This is a genomic window from Enterococcus sp. BWT-B8 (assembly GCF_020567625.1).
Lineage (GTDB): Bacteria > Bacillota > Bacilli > Lactobacillales > Enterococcaceae > Enterococcus_L.
The window spans coordinates 113,882-132,818 of sequence record NZ_JAJDJV010000002.1; the positions used below are offsets into that span (position 1 = coordinate 113,882).

Sequence of the window (18,937 nt, forward strand, 5' to 3'; positions counted from 1 at the left end):
CATTTCTATATTCGCTTGTCAACGCTTCCATCATTATTGTACAATAGAGCTAACTTCTGCACGTTTTTTGTGCATTTTGATCAAAAACCAATCAAAAGGAGTCTCCTTATGAAAAAATTAACTGACTTATTAGCTATTCCTCGTTTTTCAGGACTACGCTTATTAACAGATAAAACTAGTACCCAAAAACCAGTTGAAAGTATTGAAATCACTGAAACGCCGGATATTGCTCATTATATTCCAGAGAAGACATTCATATTGACCACTGCAATGGTTTATAAAGATAATCAAAAAGAGCTATTCCCTTTAATCGACTCTCTCGTTGCAAAAAATGCATCTGGTCTCGGCATCAAAATAGGGCGCTTTTTAGATACTGTTGATATAGAAGTGATTGCCTATGCACAGACTTTAGGCTTTCCTATTGTTGAAATTCCTGCAACTATCCCCTTGGGAAGACTAATGCATCAGCTGTTAAATGTTCTCTGGAATACCAAGACCGAACAGTTGAGCTATGCCTTAGACATTCAAAAACGTTTTTCTTCATCCTTAATTAATGACGTTAGTATCGCCCGCTTTATTGCTGACTTCGGTCAAATTGTAAATACACCAATTATTCTTTTAAATCCTTTTAAAAAGGTGATCGCTCATTCCAAACATTTTACAAAAATGTCTAAGCCTGCAGAGTATTATATCCATGAACTCACCAAGAAAATAGGAGTCTTCACCGGCGAGAAAAGTGGTACTATTCCTATTACTGACTTGAATCAAAAAACATCTCAAATTTCTTATTTTGCGATTGAAACATCCAGCTACTTTCCTTATTATTTGGTTGTCTTGAATCCTGAAGCTATTCCTTTTCCTGTTTCTGAGTTTGCCATAGAACAAGCTGCATTAGTACTTTCTTTCATGCTGTATAAAAATCAAAAAGTCCAAGAATCTTTAGAAGATTTGAAAACTGAATTTCTAACTCGTATGATTGAATACCAGCAGTCAACAAAACAACAACAAAAAGATTGGTTAGACCTCGGGAAGACCTTTGGTTTAGTTAAAGCCCGGCATTATCGGGTGATCTATGTTGCCTGTCAGCCCACAGAAATAACACAAGCAACAAAAGTCAAATACCAAAAAGAAGAAAGTGAATTGGCTTATCAATGGTTTACCGAACAGCTTCCTCATCGAATCAAAGACACCTGCCTGTTCAATCTAAAAGGCAGCAATCATTTTGCTATCTTAGTCCAACATAAATGTGAACAGTTGGAGGCTGATTTAACGGAAACCGCTGATGCTTTGGCTGCTTGCCTGCCCTTTAAAATTACCTTTGGGGTCGGAACAGTCTATGAAAGTATTAATGATTTAGCTAGTTCGTTTATCGAAGCAAAAACTGCTTATGAAGAACGTAAATCGCAAAACTCGTCTTCGTCTGTCACATTCTATCACCAAAAAGGGATGCGGAGTCTTTTTGAAAAGATGAGCCCTGAGGATATTCATTATTTTTGCCGAACAATCCTAAAAGAATTAGCCTTCCCTCAAGAAGATGCCTTAATTGAATTGCGCAAAACACTTCGCTATTACCTTGATTTCCAATGCGAGATAACTCGCACTGCTAAGGCGCTTTTTGTTCACCGCAATACGATAAAGTACCGCATTGAACAATGTCAAAAACTATTGGGCAAAAATGTCCATGACCCAGCAGTTAGTCTTGATTTGCGCCTAGCCCTGGAATTATCTGAAGAAGGAGACTAAAACAGCCGAATTGCTGGTTTTAACCAGCAATTCTAGTCCCAGCTTTTCCAAGTAATGCCTGATCTGCTTCTTCTAGTGAACAAATGATTGCTGTTTTCCCTTGTTTAGCAAAGTCAATTGCAGCTTCCATCTTTGGCCCCATACTTCCTTCTGCGAAATGTCCTGCATCAAAGTAAGCCTGCGCTTGATCTACAGAAATACTACTTAGCTTCTCTTGCTCCGGCGTACCATAATTGATATATACATTGCTAACATCTGTAAGCATCATAAAAATGTCTGCATCTACCTGCTCTGCTAATTTCTTTCCGGTTCTGTCTTTATCAATCACCGCTTCAACTCCGCGCAGACCTTTTTCTTTTTTAACGACCGGAATACCACCGCCGCCGCCAGCAATCACAATCGTATTTTGATTTAATAGATGAACCATTGCTTCTACACCATGAATTGCTACAGGCTTGGGAGAAGGAACTACGCGACGATAGCCGCGACCTGCATCTTCTGCCATCACCCAATTTTTTTCTTCTTCCATTGCCTTTGCTTCTATCTCATTGTAAAAGAGACCGATTGGTTTCGTTGGTTTTGTAAAAGCCGGATCTTCTGATGACACTTCTACTTGTGTTAATAACGTTACCACATTACTTGTCAGTTCTTTTTGTTCAATTTTATTTTTAATACTCTGTTCCATTAAATAACCAATAAAGCCCTGTGACTCTGCATTACACACATCTAAAGGAAAAGGCGGAACAACTTCCTTGGCTTCTTCATTTTGACGTAAAATGTTGCCAACTTGCGGGCCATTGCCATGAGTTACTACAATTTGATGATTCAATTGTTCAATTTTTGAAATTTGATCCGCACTTAATTCAATATTTGCAATTTGCGTTTCAACCGTGGCTGGTTGATTTGGTTTTAAAATTGCATTGCCGCCTAAAGCAATCACTACCCGCTTTGCCATAACGATCCCTCATTTCTATTTTGTTGAAATCTATAAATACTTCTTGCAAAGCCAGCAAGAAAATCAGCACCTGAAGTGTGTCCAGTCTTAAGAATTTCCTGAATAGCTCGATAGCTTTTTGCTTCTTCCTGACATTGACTAACTGCTAATGGTAATTGACTAAATGATCCTTGCAAAGCATTTTTTAAATAATGAAGGCTGACATCCGTCGTTAAATCAGGGACTGTTTCAAGCTTATGCTGTAAATACCTAATTAAGCGCTGATCTTCAGCCTTCATAAGCAAGCGAGCCAAGAAATGTCCGACTAGCATGTCATCTCCTGAAGGCGTCAAACCAAGCCCTCTTCCTAATAGAAAGTTCAGCCCTATTTGCTGCTGTGAAAATGAATCCTGACACACTTGATCTATCGCCTGACAAAATTGATGCTGACTGGATAATGCTGCATTGACCTTTTCTTGATAACCAGTTTCTTTATTCACCTTTGAAATCAACAAAAAAAATAGCTTTGGATCAAAGGTCGCTGACTGGGCTGCCCATTTCGTGGAGTAGCTTTGAGCAGATTGGAAGGATAGCTGATGCTGCGGAAAAATAATCAGCCGCTGCTGTATCAAAAGCGGCATTTCTGGCCAGATTTCATTTTTCAAGATCAAAAAGTCTTTCTCTGCTACTTTGATACCTTTAGGAATTTTTGTTTCCTGTGCAGTAATCGTCACTAAATATTTTTTCTGCTGATCCTGGATATTGAAGCTTTTTTGAAAAATGCTATGAATATACCAGTATCCTTTCATCAACTGTGAGTCAAAAAGTACCTGATCCACCCATTCAGCTGCCAGCATTCCTTTCATCCCCTTCTCGTTTGCAAGAAAATTTTATTCTTACTCTTCCTTAAAGCCTAACTTTTTTGCATAAGCTAAGACTGCTTTCTCAAAACAATCTATTGGTGGTGTTACTGTACCCGCACCAATTTGTCCAAGTCCTGCCTGCTTATTCGCAATCCCTGTATTAATGACAGGCAGAATACCCGTTTCAACAACTTTGCGAGCATCAATACCCAGACATATTCCCTGAAAATCCCAAGTTGGTACTGAGAAATTAGGATTCGTATCAATACAAATTTCCAACATCTCATTACTTGTTTTTAATGCATCCTGAAAGCCGCCAGAGCCTACAAACCGTGTAACTGCTGGAGCCGCAATCATTGCCATTCCTCCAACACCGAACGTTTCAGTAATTGCACTATCTCCCATATCCGGAGAAGCATCTTCTTCACTAAACCCTACAAAATATAACCCTTTTGGTGTGTTAACTGGTCCGGTAAACCATTCATCCCCCATTCCAGAGATACGAATGCCAAATTCATGACCATTACGACACATAGCTGTAACAACTGTTCCTTCTTCAATTGTCCGAGCGCCATCCAGCACAGCCTTTGCAGAAGCCATCATAATATTCAGGAAAAACTGATCTGTATCTGCCAAGAACTGAATAACCTCTTGTTTTTGATTTTCAAACGCATCCAGCCCTGCAATAATTGGAGCCATTTCCTTTAAGAAAGCTAAAGAAGCTGCAATATTCCGTTGATGGAATTCATCGCCCATAGCAATTGCTTTTGCAACAATGACATTCATATTGAATCCCTCTGGTTTCATGTGCAGTGCAGCACTTAAAACAGGTGCTAATGTATCTTTCATCCAGTGAAGACGGTCAATAACCTCTTGTGAATAGGCGCCAAAACGTAAAACAGCACCAATTCCTTCATTCATAGTACAAAAAGCACGATTCCCATCTGTCTTATTTTCCACGACTAAAACCGGCATATGTGCCGAGGTAATTCCTCCCATCGGTCCAACTGCTTGAACATGATGACAAGGAATAAGCTTAACTTCACCTGTCTCTAATAATTGACGAACCTCTGCCTCTGTTTCACCCCAGCCTTCAAAAAGACCGGCTCCCACACAAGCTCCTTGTATTGGATCAACCATTTGATCATACCTAATAGGTGGACCAGCGTGTAAAAGAACTTTGCCTTCTGATAGCTCTGGAATCACACTTTCTGCTGGAACAACATCCATTAGAAATGGCGACCCAGCAACAATTTTTGCAATAACAGCTTGATTTGCTTCTTCAATTGTTTGATACACGATAATTTCCTCCTACTCTTTCAATGAAGCTTGGGCTAAGAAGCGCAGTGCTTTTTGCAATGTCACATTGCCGCCCGCAACAGGCTGCCAGTCATATTGAATTACACTGCCGTGATGTTCACGGATTGCTTCTGCAAAACTGCGCAAGCCTACATTGATAAATGCCTGATTTTTCAGCAATTGCACAACTGCCTCGGAAGGTTGCGGCAAAGCTTCGGTTGGTTGTGATTTTGGTAATAACTTACGAGTGATGTTTGGCAGAGGATGCCCTAATAATACAAGAGCTTTTTTGACTGCTTGTGCATTGCTCTGGCAAAGCGTTACACCTGCCTCAGTTAAAATTGCAGCCTGCTTATTGATATCTTGCGGATCAAGGTCTGTACCAACAATTGTTCCAATAATTGCCAATGATCGGTCAGCCAAAGCTGCATTCGCTTTCAATTCCTTAATTGTTGGTGCCAGCTCACTCGCCATATCTGCATGTGAACCATAGCCTAATACGATATCCAATAAAATGACTGCTGTTGCAGGATCTGCTGCTGCCTGTTGCAGCATCTCTTTTCGTTTGCTTGGATCAATCATCGGATGGGGCTTTCCTTGTGTATAAATATCATCACCAAGATCAATAATTTCATGCCCTTGTGCTTTCAAAATATACCCATCCTCATGTGCTGCATCCTCTGATAGCTGCAAGCCTGCTTTTACAAGCATTGCCGCTTCATAAGCTAACGTTCCGCCTGAGTAATAAGCTTTGATCTTTTGCTGCTTCGGACTAAAAATAGTTTTTGACTGATCAATCATTTCATCGATTGGTATCACTGCTTCTTCATGTAAAAGTTGAACAGCAATTTGTGCTGCTTCTTCTAATGTATAAGCACGGTACAAGCCAACTTCATGATCTGTTGGTTTTTCTCCAAGAAAGATTGTAACTGCCGGTTTTGTTCCTTTTCGTAAAAGATCAAGAACTTCATCACGAACTTGCGGAGCAGGTGGCTTTGAAATGACAACAATCACCTTTGTTTCTGGATCATTTTCCAATGCAATAATGCTATCTTTGACTGTGATTCCTCCTACTGCTTCACTTAAATCACGTCCACCAGTACCAAGTGCTTGTGTTACGCCCGCTCCTAATTTATGGATAATTGTTGTTACCTCTTGGATACCTGTACCCGAAGCACCCACAATACCAATACTTCCTTTACGCACTGCATTTGTGAAAGCAACTGGGATGCCATTGATAATACCTGTGCCGCAGTCAGGTCCCATTAATAAAAGCCCTTTATCATGAGCCATTTTCTTCAAACGTACCTCGTCTTCTATTGATACATTGTCGCTAAAACAAAAAACATGTTTCCCTGCTTCTAAAGCTGTTTCGATTTCCGGAGCAGCCAAGGTTCCGGGAATAGATAAAACTGCTGTTGCTGCTGCTTCGCCTGCTTCCAACGCCTTCTCCCATGTTTTGACTGTTTGAGGTCCTTCTTCCCCACTGCTTTTCCCTTGATCAGCTATAAAATCAGCTACTTCTTTTAAAACAATATCAATGAGGTCTTTATCTTCAATATCTAATACAAGAACCATATCATTTGAAGTAGCAGCTGCCATTTCATCCGTATAAATACCACCTGTTTTAAAAATATCCTTGTTGGCAGGAGTACCCATCATAACAGAGGCATTGCTTACACCGTCCACTGTAAGTAAACGGTTGGTCAATAGCATTAGGACAATAGAATCCTGATAATTATTTTTTTGGATAATCGTGTATAACATTGGTTTCCTCACTTTCCTGTTCCAGATTGAGCAAATGCATCCGCCCCGGAATATTGATCAAAATGAACAGTATCACTTAATAAATAAGCATAGATATTTTTTTCAATCGGGATGCCGTTTTTCATATATTTTTCATAATTTAGTTGATTGATTTCTCCCGGATAATACACTTGTTGAAACCCTTCAGCAGGAGGAATCTCATGTAATTCAGTAACCATTGTTTCAATTGATTCTTTAAATTGCTCCAAATCAGTAAAGCGCTGCGGATCAATTAAAAGAATAAACTGTCCTAAATCCCGCCCTTTGGTTAAATCATTGTACATTGAGGAAACATGTTTCCCAAATGGCAACCCCAAAAGCATTCCCGACAAAATATCCGCCATCATCATAAGACCAAAGCCTTTAGGTCCTGAGATTGGTAACAAGCCATGAACATGATGAGGGTTTGTCGTCGGTTTCCCTGAAGCATCAACCGCCCAATTATCTGGAATGTTTTTGTTTTTTGAACGAGCATCTAAAATTTTCCCCCACGCTTGTACTGTTGTCGCCATATCAAAGACAAGGGGGGCTCCATTTTTACGAGGAGCGGCAAAAGCAATGGGATTTGTTCCAAAATAATTCTCTTTACCGCCAAAAGGAACAACCATCGGATCTGATTGACACATAGACAACGCCAATAAATTTTCTTGTGCTGCCTTCCTCACGTAATAAGAAAGAGCTCCACTATGGCTAGTTTGTCGCACACCGACAGCCGCAATTCCCGATTTTTTTGCCATTTCAATAGCATAATTAGTCGCCTCCAGCACCACAACCTGCCCAACACCATTTTGCCCATGAACAATCCCGCTGCTTGGTCCTGTTTCTTCAAACGTAATTTCTGGTGTACGGTTCATCCCGCCCTTTGCAATTCGTTCTGCATAATAATCAACTCTTACTGCACCATGGGAATGAATACCACTAGCATCTGCAAAAACCAAGTGCTCCGCAACGATGTCCGCATGTTTTTCAGACAAGCCTGCTGCTGTTAGTTTTTTTTGAATCAGATGATGCAGCTCCTCTGGCTTAACAATTACTGTTTCTTCCATTCTGCTCTGCTCCTTCTTAAATCTCTGGATCTCGATTACAATCTTTTGAATAGATATAAGCCAAAGGTTCATCTCTGCCAACACCATACGCAGCTTGTTGAACGTAGGCACTCATAAAAATATAGTCGCCTTTTTCCACTGGGAACCATTCATTATCTAAGTTGTACATCCCTTTACCAGATAGTAAATAAGCACCATGTTCCTGATAATGCGTTTCGATATAGCCATGACTGGCACCAGGTTCAAAGGAAAGTATGTGCATATTCATATCAAAACCTAAATCTTTTGGTAAAAAATCCCATAATAAAACATCTTCCATATCCTCATAATGGACAGGTGTCAAGTCAGAGAGATGTCCGACAATTTTATAGGCCTGATATCCTTCAAGCGGCTGGTAGCGTTTTTTATAAAGAAAGACTTCGGTTGCTTCTTCTTGAAGATTCCTCATAAACATTTTTTCTCCAGCTGGCAAGTAGAGATATCCGCCAGTTCCTAATTCATGAGTTTCTTTTCCATCACCAACTTCTAATTTCCCATTAATCACATACAAGAAGGTTTCAATCCCTTCCCCTCCAAAACCTTGAATATTTTCCCCTCCCTTTTTAAAAGAAACGAGATAATCTACAAAGGAAGCGCCCAGCTTCTTTGAGCCTAAAATTGAACATTCACAATTATCAAAGCCTGGAATTACATTATTGACTAACCCGTCATGGGGTAAAATTGCATAGTTGTTTTTCTTAACAATTGCTCTGGATTGCAATAAGCCATCTAAATAACCAGTATTATTATTCCTATAACCCACTATTCTTCCCTACTTTCTATTCTTGATAAGCTAATTCATACAAGGCAGCTGCCAGTACTTCTACACCTGCTGTCAAATCTTCAATGGTTGTTTCTTCTGCTGGATTATGACTGATACCATTGATGCTTGGGACAAAAATCATTGCCGTTGGGTAATGTGGTGCAATAATCTGGGAATCATGACCGGCTCCACTGTGCATTACTTTGTATCGCTTACCCGATTGTTTAACTGCCGATTCAATTGCCGCAACGATTGTTTCATTCATTGGTACCGGACGTTCATCCATCCATAAATCCATTTCAACATCTAAATGATGTTCCTGTGCAATTTTTTTAATTAAGTGCTCCGCTTCTGCAGCAAAGGAATCCAAAAGGGCGCCATCAGTATGACGGCAATCCATTGTAAATAAAACTTCTCCTGGCACAACATTGACAGTGTTAGGTTTAGGCTCCACTTTCCCAAAAGTAACGACCAGCGGATCTCCCAGTTCAAGACCTCGATCTATTACAGCTGAGCACATCTTAGCAAAGCCATATACTGCATCTCGGCGGTAGCCCATCGGCGTAGTACCTGCATGATTCGCTTCTCCTTTCAATACAAAGGTATAGCGTTTTTGCCCAGCAATATTGTTTACAACTCCAATTTGCAAGTTTTCTTTTTCTAAGACATTTCCTTGCTCAATATGAATTTCAACAAAGGCTTTGATATCTTGCCTAAGTGTCTTATTTGAATCACAAAAGTCAAAGCCTTGCCGTCTCATTTCTGAAACAAAGCTTATTCCATCAAAGTCAGCAATTGTTTCAACATCTTCTCGTTTTGCTTCACAAACGAAGTTTTTACTTCCCCAAAAAACTGTTGGGAAACGGCTGCCTTCTTCCTCTGCCATCGAAATTACTTCTAGTGAGCGTAACGGGTTACCATATGTTTCCTGCAAATACTTAATTGCTAAATAAGCAGCAGCTACCCCATATTGTCCATCCAGGGTTCCACCATTTACTACAGTGTCAATATGCGATCCTGACATAACTGTTTCTTCGGGATACATTGTTCCTTCCAGACGTCCAAAAAGATTTCCAACAGCATCAAAGTGCGTAGACAATCCTGCTGTTTGCAGTTTCTCCTGTATAAACTCCTGAGCTTGCTTCCAGGAGTCAGTATAAAGTAGTCGTGTCATACCCCCTGTCGGATCATTACCAATTTGGGACAACGCATCAATTGTTGCAGCTACTTCTTTTTTTAAATCCATTATTTTTGCCTCCTTTGATTTATATTTCGATTGTAAGCGTTATACGAAAACGAATCATTGTTTAGTATCCACAAAATGCATTATATTTTTGGTCAAAACGCATATGATTAAAGCTGAGAGCGAGACAGAAATAAAGTTCCAAACTCTCTAAATTCAATTGATTTAAAAGGAAGTCGGTTCAATTTTATCGCTTATCGCAAACAGGAAGTGAAATATGTTTCTGTTCATGAATTTAAAGAATACCAAGTGGAATGTATAGTGAAAAGCATAGTTAGATCTTCATATGAATGCTACAAAGCAAGACCGGAAGAGATATTTTCAACAGCAGAAACCGGAAAATCTATAATCGAAGAAAAAGCGACGTAGAAACAGTTTTGAGCTGTACCTACAGCTATAATATGGGGACAGAACTATGAAATATTTCTTGTCTACTACACTGGAAGCTACACCCTAAGCAGCTTTAGACCATTTAGCTGTCAGTCACTGGTTTATTGAACAATTACAAACTTCAAATTTTCTTTTTTAAGAGACTGTGTTATTTTATCAAATGAAAATGTTGCCGAAAATAAATTTATTTCCCAATAAAAATCAAAAAATATGTTTTATTTACTAACAAACATAAACAAAACATATTTTATATATATAATTATAAAAATGAAAATTGATTGCAGCTTTGATAAGATCGCCTCTCTAGATGGTTTTTGTGAAAAAATTTCAAAAACAAAAAATTTATCTTTTTTTATTGAAATTCAAGTACCTTAAAATATCTGCTATACTTAGTTCAGTTGAAAGATGAGCGTAGTAAAACTTCTTTCTAACTATCTCCCCTTGAAGCCAAACTTAATTCATATTAAGCTTGGCTTCTCCCTTTTTGGTGCTTATAATGAAATATCTTCATATTATAATCAGGCTGATTTTTCCGTTAAGCAAAATCAGTCATTTTTTTCTGTATTTTCGCCAAATATCGTATATCAGGAATAGGATAGAAAATAAAGCAATTCCATAACCAAAAATACCCAAAATAGAAACAAATCGTCTAGTCATGGTTCCGTTAAATTCAACAAGCATGGATGAACCGATAATCAGCGATGATAAGATCAAGCCAATGACCAAACGATTCACCATTACCTCCACTTTGTTCAACAGCTCATCCTGCTTTTTCAGTTCAATGTTGACTTTTGCCTTCCCTTTTGACAGATCATCCAGAACATCCAGCGTTCTGCTGGGGATCTGAGGAACTGCTTTTGCAGAATACAATGCATCCAATATCGTTCGTTTAAATTCCGTTGACCAGTCAATTTTTTCAGTAAAATATTTTCTAGCAAAAGGTGCAGAAATCTCCACCAATGATATTTCGGGTGCTAGCTCTCTAATCATCCCTTCAAAAGTAATGACTGACTTAATCAGCATTGTTACTTCCTGAGGAATCTGTAAATTATTCTCATGACAGATGGCAACGATTTGGAAAAACAGGCTTTGCAAATTCAATTCTCCAATACCCACACCATAGTTTCGTTCAAGTAATGGCGTCAATTGCTCATAAAAATGCTCCTCATCTAAAGGCCCAACCTTCTTGCATACTTGTAAAATTGCCTGACCAGTCACTCTGGTATTATTCCTGTACAGACTAACCATAATATCAGTCAGTTTATTGAGCATCTTATCCTTCAATTGTCCCATCATACCAAAATCCAGATAGATCAAACGATATGGCAGCTGCATATCTTCTCTTTGATAAAGAAAATCAATCGTTTTATACTTGAATTTCTTCTCAAAATAGTTGGCTTTATTTTTTTCAGCTCCAAACTCTTCATTAACTTTTTCATCTGCAGCTTGAACAAATATATTTCCCGGATGCGGGTCTGCATGAAAAAAACCATCTTCAAAAACCTGTTTGATGTAGTTACGGACAAGAATATTCCCAAACTCCTCCCGCAATTTCTGATTGGCGGGATCTGATTGCTGCTGATTGCCAAAAAAACTTCTAATACTGGCCCCTTCAATATATTCCATCACTAAGACTCTCGGAGTACAATATTCCTGATAAATTTTTGGTACTTGTATAATGGACCAGTTATTGTTGAGTTCATAAAAGTATTTTCCATTAGCTGCTTCCTGAATCCCGTCCAGCTCTTTTTCAAGCGACTGCTTAATCTCCTGAAAAATATTTTTAAGATCAATTATTTTCGACTCAGGAATATATTTAATAAGAGGCAAAGCTTTTTCCAACAGGGATAAATCCATGCCAATTTCTTCCCGTATCCCTGCATGCTGAATCTTAACAGCAACTATCTGGCCTTCAGGTAAAACAGCTTTATGTGTCTGACCCATTGATGCAGATGCAAAAGGCACTTCTTCAAATGAGGAAAACAGCTCTTTAATAGGCTGCTGTGCTTCAGTCTCAATGATTTCTTTTATTATTGGATAATCATCTTTTTTCACGTTATCCTGTAATTTTTTCAGCTCATCGATAAATGACGGAGGAAAAATATCAGTTCTGACAGATAACATCTGACCTATTTTAATAAAGGTTGAACCCAGCTCTTCAAAAGCTGTTCTGATTTTTTCCGGATGTGTCTGCTTCACTAAATTCTGGATGACATTATACTCGATAAATACCCCTGTTATTTGCCTGAATCTTGTACTTTTTTTATATTTCCGGTTCTTTTTCTGCGCTTCAGTATTCATTGCCATTTTTTCCCCTCCCTCTCTTTCATAGTACCTGTAAACCTTTTATGGGGCAAACAATTCCTCACTTAAAAAAATACGACTGAAGCATTGTTAGAGCTGTTTTTATCGAACTGCCTACTCAATAAAAGAAACAGCCGCCGGAAAAAAATGAAGTAAGGGGGTTATCTAACTAATTAAGTGATCGTTAAAAATAGAAGTTAACATACTCTACACTAACAATGGTTCTTATCTAAATATCCATCACTATTCACAAGTACTAGACAAAAATACTGCAGGCTATTTACATTTAAGTTAATTACACCTGAAGCACTCATATTGATTATAAGGAGCTCTTTAATACTGAATCTATAAGACCCATTTATTTATAAAAAAATGAAAAACATCTGAAGTGCTGATAAGTCAGTCTTTCAGATGCTCTATCTTTTATAAGTTCTTTGAGGTTTAAAAAGATGAAGCCCCTATCTGCCGATCATGCTTCATCCTCAATTAAACTAGCACTACAATTTATGTCGGAAAAAAATTGGAGAAAGATTTTTCCCTTCCTCCAATATTCATAATTGATACTGTCAGTCCGATTTTATACGAAAGCTTATCAATAGGTTTCATTATTCAGGATAAACGAATAGTATGAGTTCATAAATGTTTGACAAAGAGTCATTAAACTTACTTTACACTAAACAGGAATTTCCTGATAGTTTCAGGTTGTTTTTTGACAGACTTCCTCGTACTAGTTCCTTGTCTATCCTGTTGTTCTATTTGATAAGTACAGCTCAAAGTACTCATTGAGCAGCTTAAAGCCTTCCATTTTCTGTTCCACTTCTTTTGGACAGTATATCCACTTGCCCATAACCTTTCGTTTAGAGGCAAGCTCTTCTACTTCATCAAGAAAAGTCGGAACACTGTTGACAAGCTGTTGACAGCTAAGTTCATTATTCAACAACATATCCTGCGGTTCATCTCCAGTTTCAATTGTTGACCAAAGATAAGGAAGCACCTCAATCTGTCGGATATTGCTGTAAAAATCTTCTTTCGAAACCATTCCCCGGGAACCTATTCCGCCTTTAACTCTTTTAAAACTTGAATAAATCTCTCCTTCAAGCTTTTTCAGCCGTCGCAGAGAAGTTGTTGACATTCTTGACTGCTCGGTTACTGGCTGATTTATTGGCTCTGTTCTTTTTGGATGATCAGAAACTCGATCCAGCATTTCTTCTATTGCAAGAGTCACTGTAGGGGCTCCTTGTGGAGTTTGAGATTCTGCTGGAACTGGATTTGTTCTTTGCTGATAAGCTGTTGGCATAGGTCTGGATGCCTGTAAAAACGATTCCTTGGTTGGAAAGCTTCTGGTTGCACCATGGTCATTCTGCTGCTGTGGTTGATTGGTCAGTGCCTGTACAGGTTCATTTTCTCTGTGATAGCCGTCAGATGGATGCACACTATTGATCCGGTTACCCGACATCCCACCGGTCACTCTGACCTTCTGCTCCAATTCGGCAATTTTCTGATTTGCCTGAATCAATTGAACATCTACTTTACCAACTGTCTGACTAAGCTTTTTGATTTCCATCGCATTCATCTTCAGCTGTTCCTGATCTTTATTATGCTGTTCCGAAAGCTTTTTCACTGTCTCACTCTTTTTCAGCTTCATCACAGGTACTTTTTTCTGACCCTTTTGTTTTACATCAGTCAATTCACTTTCTACAGACTGTAATTTTTCAGTCAACTGACTAATTACCTGATTCAATTTCATCGTTTCAGAAATAGTCTCCTGTATTTGACCATGCTCTTTTACTTGTTGAGCCAGCTCTTCCGGTGTCTGTTCGGCTTCTGAAACCTTCGTTTCAACAGTGCTCAGTTTATCATTGATTTCCTTAAGCTGATGTGAAATCATTGATACCTCTTTACTGGTAATAGCCATTTTTTCTTCGAGATTGTTCTGTTCCTCAAATCCTTGAGGTGGTAACAGCTGATTTTTCAGCAATTCTCTGTTTCGCCGAGACTCCTTCTCCAGCTTCATTGTCAGCTTCTCTATCTCCTGCTGAGAGAAATCTGTTTTAGCTGTCAGCTTTTGCACTTGTTCAAGTGCTTGCTCCACACGCTGATCCAAACCGTTTCTTTTTTCTTTGCCGTCAAAATAGATTTTAAATTTTGGCGGTTTTCTGTTCACTGAGGTGCTCTCAAGCCGTTCAACCACCTGTTGTTTAAATGCTTGAAATTCTTCAGTCATTTTATCTAATTTAGCTATTGTCTCATCAATACGCTGACTATTTTCATTTTCTTTTTCAAGCGTCTTTTTAGCAGCCGCTTCACTTTTTATTACCTTCATTACAGGAGGCGTTTTGCCGGACTTTAATACCTGCAATTCTGAATAAATATCTGTCAGACTTTCATTATACTGATTCATCATTTCAGTCAGAAGCAAGACCTCACTGTTTGTTTCCTGCCATTCTCTTACCATTTCAGTCGTCGCAGCAACAGGGGGTTCCATAAAATTAGATGTATGCTCCAAGGCCAATGAAGGTACTGTCAGCGCACCCATCCAGTTTTTTAATTCAACAATTTGGAATTTAGTCAGCGGCTGAGGCAAAGCAAGCAGTAAAGTAACATAAACCGCTTTAGGAACTGTTCGTACATACATGTTCTTCGTAACTATATCCTGAAAATCTTTATTAAATCTTTCCGGTAAATCCTTCAGCAGATTTTCCATCTGAGATAATTCCAGATAATCATCCTGTTCTTCAAACTTTCTCACCAAATAAACAGAATACTGGCACAAGATATCTTCTGCGTAGATCTCTTCTCCCAGTCGTTCCTGCTCTATCTCTTTTCTCAAAAAGATTTTCTTGTTCCCCTGTGCATACTTATTTAAATTCTCCATAATTGGTTAATGGCCCCTTTATTTCTATCCAACTAATATACCCGTGTCTGTCTTGGATATTCATATTGTTCTACCCATCTGAATTTTCACCTTATTACCCATCGTCTATTCTACACTAAAAAGAGCTAAAGCTGTTTTCATAAAATAAACAGACTTTTAAAAAATTTGAGAATTTTAAGACTTTGTCTTCAGCTGTTTTTTTCGTATATAGGGTATGCCTATCTATTTTATAATATTTGCACCGGCAACTCAATAGGCGAAACAAGTACCGTTTAAGTATAACCATCAACCTTTTATATATTGCCGCAAAATGAATTAAAAATCTTTTGAATAAACTAGATAAATAAAATGAAATCAGTAAGCTTTTGCTATGAATTTTTCTTTGATATCAGATTTTTTGAAGCAAATTACTCAAATATTCAGCACATACCTGTCCTTATTTGGGTTCTCTGTAGTACCTTTCAATTCTTTTTTCCGGAACAAACCATATGATAAGAATTACACAATTGACGATCAAAACCAGATAAGGATGAATCACCCAGCCAAGAATAAGCGCAAGAATGTTTAAACCTAAAGAAAAATACAATTTATAATAGCGCTTCAATGCAATTTTTAACTGTGTATTCTGTTCATCGACCCGAAATAATTCTCTCATTAAAAGAAAATAGGATGCATCCGCCAATAATACAACTATTCCATAAACCAACTGTGGAACCAGACTATCCAAATAGTTTCCCACCCATGCAGTCGCAAAAGGCATCAGTGTCAGAGTAAAGATAAAAAAATTATTTGCCCAAAGCACTCGTCCGCTGATTTTATGTACCATCTGAAACATATGGTGATGATTGTTCCAGTAAATGGCCAGCATGATAAAGCTGATAATGTAAACAAGAATCTTATGAAAAATTCCCCATAAGGCCGACCAGGTATCTGACTGCGGCGGCAATAATTCCAGTACTAAGATAGTCATGATTATCGCAATAACTGCATCGGTAAAAGCTTCCAATCTCGTTTTTGACATCACGCATCATCTCCATTCAGTTTTATTTTACTGACTTTTTTTATAAAGGCAATGGATAAGTCTTTTATCAACTATAAGTGATTACCACTTCAACTGTAAAAATAGTCCTGATAGATAGTAGGAAGACAGCTCTGGTACCCTCCGCTGATTTTATCCTGTTGTCCAATAATGAAACAAGACATAATCAGCTGCAGTTTCCACTATATATTTATAATCAAAATAAGAATCAATATCTCCATAACAAATTATTTTTACTATATTTGATTGAATGGCTAAAGAGGCAATTTTTTCGGCAACGGGAAACCAGTTATAAAATACTTCTTCAGAAATATACTTATAAGCAACTGCTCCATTTTCAATATTCAGATATTCGGGAAACCAATTTTTTTTAGAGGTTCCTTCCATTCTTGAGAATTAAATCCTTCCACATGGAATTATCCATCGACTACTCTTCACTCTCGTATAAACTATGGATAAACAGCAGCAGAAAAGCCTCTTCCAGTGAACTAATCTCCTTTTTTAGAAACCATTGCATAATACACTCCTTGTTCACCGCTTGCGCTTACCTGATAACTTTCAATTATGTCCTGATAATACTCCGGTTCTATTTTTGAACCTTTCTCTGTCAGATAATCTAAATCCGCAAGCATCTTTTCAAATTTATCCATCTTTAACTCCTCTAAGTGTAATAAATACTATTATATCAAAAGAACGAATAGTAACAGTCCACTTAAAACTAAGATACCCTATAAGGAACTGTATTCTTTTCAGCATTTAACTTGAGACAAACAAAAAATATCCCCCCAGAGTCGGACAATAAATCGGTCTTCAGGTGGATGCCTCCCATTTTTTCTCTTGCTATACTTTTACTATAGAAAACAAACAGGAACGGAGAGAATAAAATGAATAATAATAGATCTTTAGTAGCTAATGTATTGATGTTGATTGGGGTTTTCTTTGCAGCTGGTATTATTATCAGTATAATTTTAGGAATTGTAAGCAGTCTGCTATGGTTTGCAATTAAGATTGCGATTCCAGTAGCAATTGCTGTATGGTTGGTTCGCCTGATTTCACGTCCTTCCAAAAATGTCCGCAGATACTACTAATATCAGCTAAGACGGCACACATGGACTTAACATACAAAAAAGGATGGCGGCGAGCCATCCTTCTTTGTATGTTCATTGACGAAATCCATAAACAATATAAGTAATCCCAAATATTATAAAATAGAAGCCGACTAAAAAGCTTAATGTTAGCGCTGAGGACAGCGGGTTGAACAACAATACAAAGCCCAAAGCAATTCCCAGAATATCTACAATCAAGCTAAACCAGTAATAACCGGCACTGAAGGCTCTTGCCAAATCCAAGGTAAATAAATTTATAAACGAATCCAGAATAAACCAGATTGCAAAGACATATGGTAAAACTGAAACACCCACTCCAAGATTAAACAGCAGGTAAATTCCAACAATAATATCAATAATACCCAATATAACTGGAACATAAGACTTGTAGCCAACCAGCTCCTTTAACCGATTTCGTACAAATATTTCAAAAATCCCTTTGAAGATCGCAAATATTGCAAAAACTATAACAATAGCAAGCAGATTACCTGCCGGATCCTGAAAGGATAGTAAAGCGGTCATCACAAACAGAATTCCCAAAAGCAGCGATCCCCAGTCTAAACCTGAACGATGTTCCTTATCCATTTTCTTTCGCCTGCTTTCCTATTATAGGTTTAATGGTACACTCTTCAAAAAAAACAGTCAAAAATAAATACCTGTAAATAACATCATTCTTTCCCCAAAAAAATTACATCCTGCACAATAGTATGGTTTAAAGCAGAAAAAAAGACGGAAATTTTTTGATTTCAGTCTCTGTCTGCAGCCAAACAATTATTCTGTTTTAAATCTATCTATAGACAACCGTGAAAATCCAAACTCACGACTATGATTACTTATTACTTATCTGTATAGTATTCACTTGATTTCCATGTTCTTTGATTATAGTGATCAAGTCCTCTGTCTGCACCCATACTGTTGCTGTATTGTCATTTGGATGAACACCAATAAGACCTGGTTTTCCCAGAAAGACTTCATCAATAAAAAATTGTACTTTACGTTCTCTATCATTTAACATACCAAAAGGCGTTACCATCCCCGGAGCTGTCCCCATGACCTCCATTAAATCACGTTCTGATGCAAAAGATAATGGGCGAGTGCTATTATCCTTCCTAAACTTTTTTAGGTCAACTCTTTTATCCCCCTTTACTGTGATCAGATAATAATTTCTTTTTTTATCGTCACGTACAAAAAGGTTTTTAGCATCTGCTTCTGGATGTGGAAGATTAACATCACTAACTTCAGCCATGTTGTATACAGCTTTGTGTTCTGTAATTTCATACCAAATTTTACGATCACTTAAATAATCAAGAATCGCCTCTTTATTCACAGTAGTCCTCCTTTGACAGCTATTGTTGAATTGACTAAATTATATATCATACAAAAACAAAAAAAACGGGTCTGGGACAAAATAAAATCCCAGACCTTTTCCTCATCTTAAATCCGAATAAACGGTGGGAGCAGAAGCAACTCCTTCGGAAATAAGCTGG

Annotated in this window: 16 protein-coding genes; 2 read left to right on the forward strand and 14 right to left on the reverse strand. The window is 38.0% G+C overall.

Annotation, left to right across the window (positions count from 1 at the left end):
* Positions 1–108: 108 nt before the first annotated feature.
* Positions 109–1,743: a PucR family transcriptional regulator gene (locus LI951_RS03925; RefSeq protein ID WP_202065554.1), complete on the forward strand. Its 1,635-nt coding sequence runs from the start codon at positions 109–111 to the stop codon at positions 1,741–1,743.
* A 19-nt stretch (positions 1,744–1,762) separates the two neighbouring features.
* Here the strand turns inward: LI951_RS03925 and arcC are convergent, their stop codons facing one another.
* The 12 genes from arcC to LI951_RS03985 form a co-directional block, all read right to left on the reverse strand.
* Entirely contained in the window at positions 1,763–2,698 is a 936-nt protein-coding gene (gene arcC / locus LI951_RS03930; RefSeq protein WP_202065560.1) for a carbamate kinase, read from the reverse strand.
* Positions 2,683–3,534, reverse strand: coding sequence for a DUF2877 domain-containing protein (locus LI951_RS03935; protein WP_229441349.1), 852 nt, complete (start codon positions 3,532–3,534; stop codon positions 2,683–2,685). The genes arcC and LI951_RS03935 overlap by 16 nt, the downstream gene beginning before the upstream one ends.
* Before the next feature lie 39 nt (positions 3,535–3,573).
* On the reverse strand, positions 3,574–4,839 hold the full coding sequence (locus tag LI951_RS03940) for a DUF1116 domain-containing protein (RefSeq protein WP_202065568.1): 1,266 nt from the start codon (positions 4,837–4,839) through the stop codon (positions 3,574–3,576).
* A gap of 12 nt (positions 4,840–4,851) precedes the next feature.
* Positions 4,852–6,606, reverse strand: coding sequence for an acyl-CoA synthetase FdrA (gene fdrA / locus LI951_RS03945; protein WP_229441350.1), 1,755 nt, complete (start codon positions 6,604–6,606; stop codon positions 4,852–4,854).
* An 8-nt stretch (positions 6,607–6,614) separates the two neighbouring features.
* Positions 6,615–7,691, reverse strand: coding sequence for an ureidoglycolate dehydrogenase (gene allD / locus LI951_RS03950; protein ID WP_229441351.1), 1,077 nt, complete (start codon positions 7,689–7,691; stop codon positions 6,615–6,617).
* Positions 7,692–7,707: 16 nt separating this feature from the next.
* A complete protein-coding gene (gene allE, locus LI951_RS03955) occupies positions 7,708–8,493 on the reverse strand; it encodes a (S)-ureidoglycine aminohydrolase (protein WP_202065572.1) in 786 nt (261 codons plus the stop codon).
* Positions 8,494–8,509: 16 nt separating this feature from the next.
* On the reverse strand, positions 8,510–9,739 hold the full coding sequence (gene allC, locus LI951_RS03960; protein WP_202065573.1) for an allantoate deiminase: 1,230 nt from the start codon (positions 9,737–9,739) through the stop codon (positions 8,510–8,512).
* Positions 9,740–10,675: 936 nt separating this feature from the next.
* Positions 10,676–12,433 carry an ABC1 kinase family protein gene (locus LI951_RS03965; RefSeq protein WP_202065574.1) on the reverse strand — a complete coding sequence of 586 codons (1,758 nt, stop codon included), beginning with the start codon at positions 12,431–12,433 and terminating at the stop codon, positions 10,676–10,678.
* A 736-nt stretch (positions 12,434–13,169) separates the two neighbouring features.
* Positions 13,170–15,305: a hypothetical protein gene (locus LI951_RS03970; RefSeq protein WP_229441352.1), complete on the reverse strand. Its 2,136-nt coding sequence runs from the start codon at positions 15,303–15,305 to the stop codon at positions 13,170–13,172.
* Positions 15,306–15,741: 436 nt separating this feature from the next.
* On the reverse strand, positions 15,742–16,326 hold the full coding sequence (locus LI951_RS03975) for a TMEM175 family protein (RefSeq protein WP_229441353.1): 585 nt from the start codon (positions 16,324–16,326) through the stop codon (positions 15,742–15,744).
* A 150-nt stretch (positions 16,327–16,476) separates the two neighbouring features.
* Complete coding sequence (locus tag LI951_RS03980) at positions 16,477–16,731, reverse strand: hypothetical protein (RefSeq protein WP_229441354.1); 255 nt, start codon at positions 16,729–16,731, stop codon at positions 16,477–16,479.
* Between the two features lie 101 nt (positions 16,732–16,832).
* On the reverse strand, positions 16,833–16,994 hold the full coding sequence (locus LI951_RS03985) for a hypothetical protein (RefSeq protein ID WP_229441355.1): 162 nt from the start codon (positions 16,992–16,994) through the stop codon (positions 16,833–16,835).
* Between the two features lie 234 nt (positions 16,995–17,228).
* Between LI951_RS03985 and LI951_RS03990 the strand changes: the two genes are divergently transcribed.
* On the forward strand, positions 17,229–17,432 hold the full coding sequence (locus tag LI951_RS03990) for a hypothetical protein (protein WP_229441356.1): 204 nt from the start codon (positions 17,229–17,231) through the stop codon (positions 17,430–17,432).
* A gap of 72 nt (positions 17,433–17,504) precedes the next feature.
* Here LI951_RS03990 and LI951_RS03995 read toward each other — a convergent pair whose 3' ends face one another.
* Both LI951_RS03995 and LI951_RS04000 read right to left on the reverse strand, forming a co-directional pair.
* The gene (locus tag LI951_RS03995; protein WP_229441357.1) at positions 17,505–18,035 is read right to left on the reverse strand and encodes an HdeD family acid-resistance protein; all 531 of its coding nucleotides are present in this window, start codon (positions 18,033–18,035) and stop codon (positions 17,505–17,507) included.
* Between the two features lie 244 nt (positions 18,036–18,279).
* Positions 18,280–18,777 (reverse strand): prolyl-tRNA synthetase associated domain-containing protein, encoded by a 498-nt coding sequence (locus tag LI951_RS04000; protein ID WP_229441358.1) that lies wholly within the window; start codon positions 18,775–18,777, stop codon positions 18,280–18,282.
* Positions 18,778–18,937 lie beyond the last annotated feature (160 nt).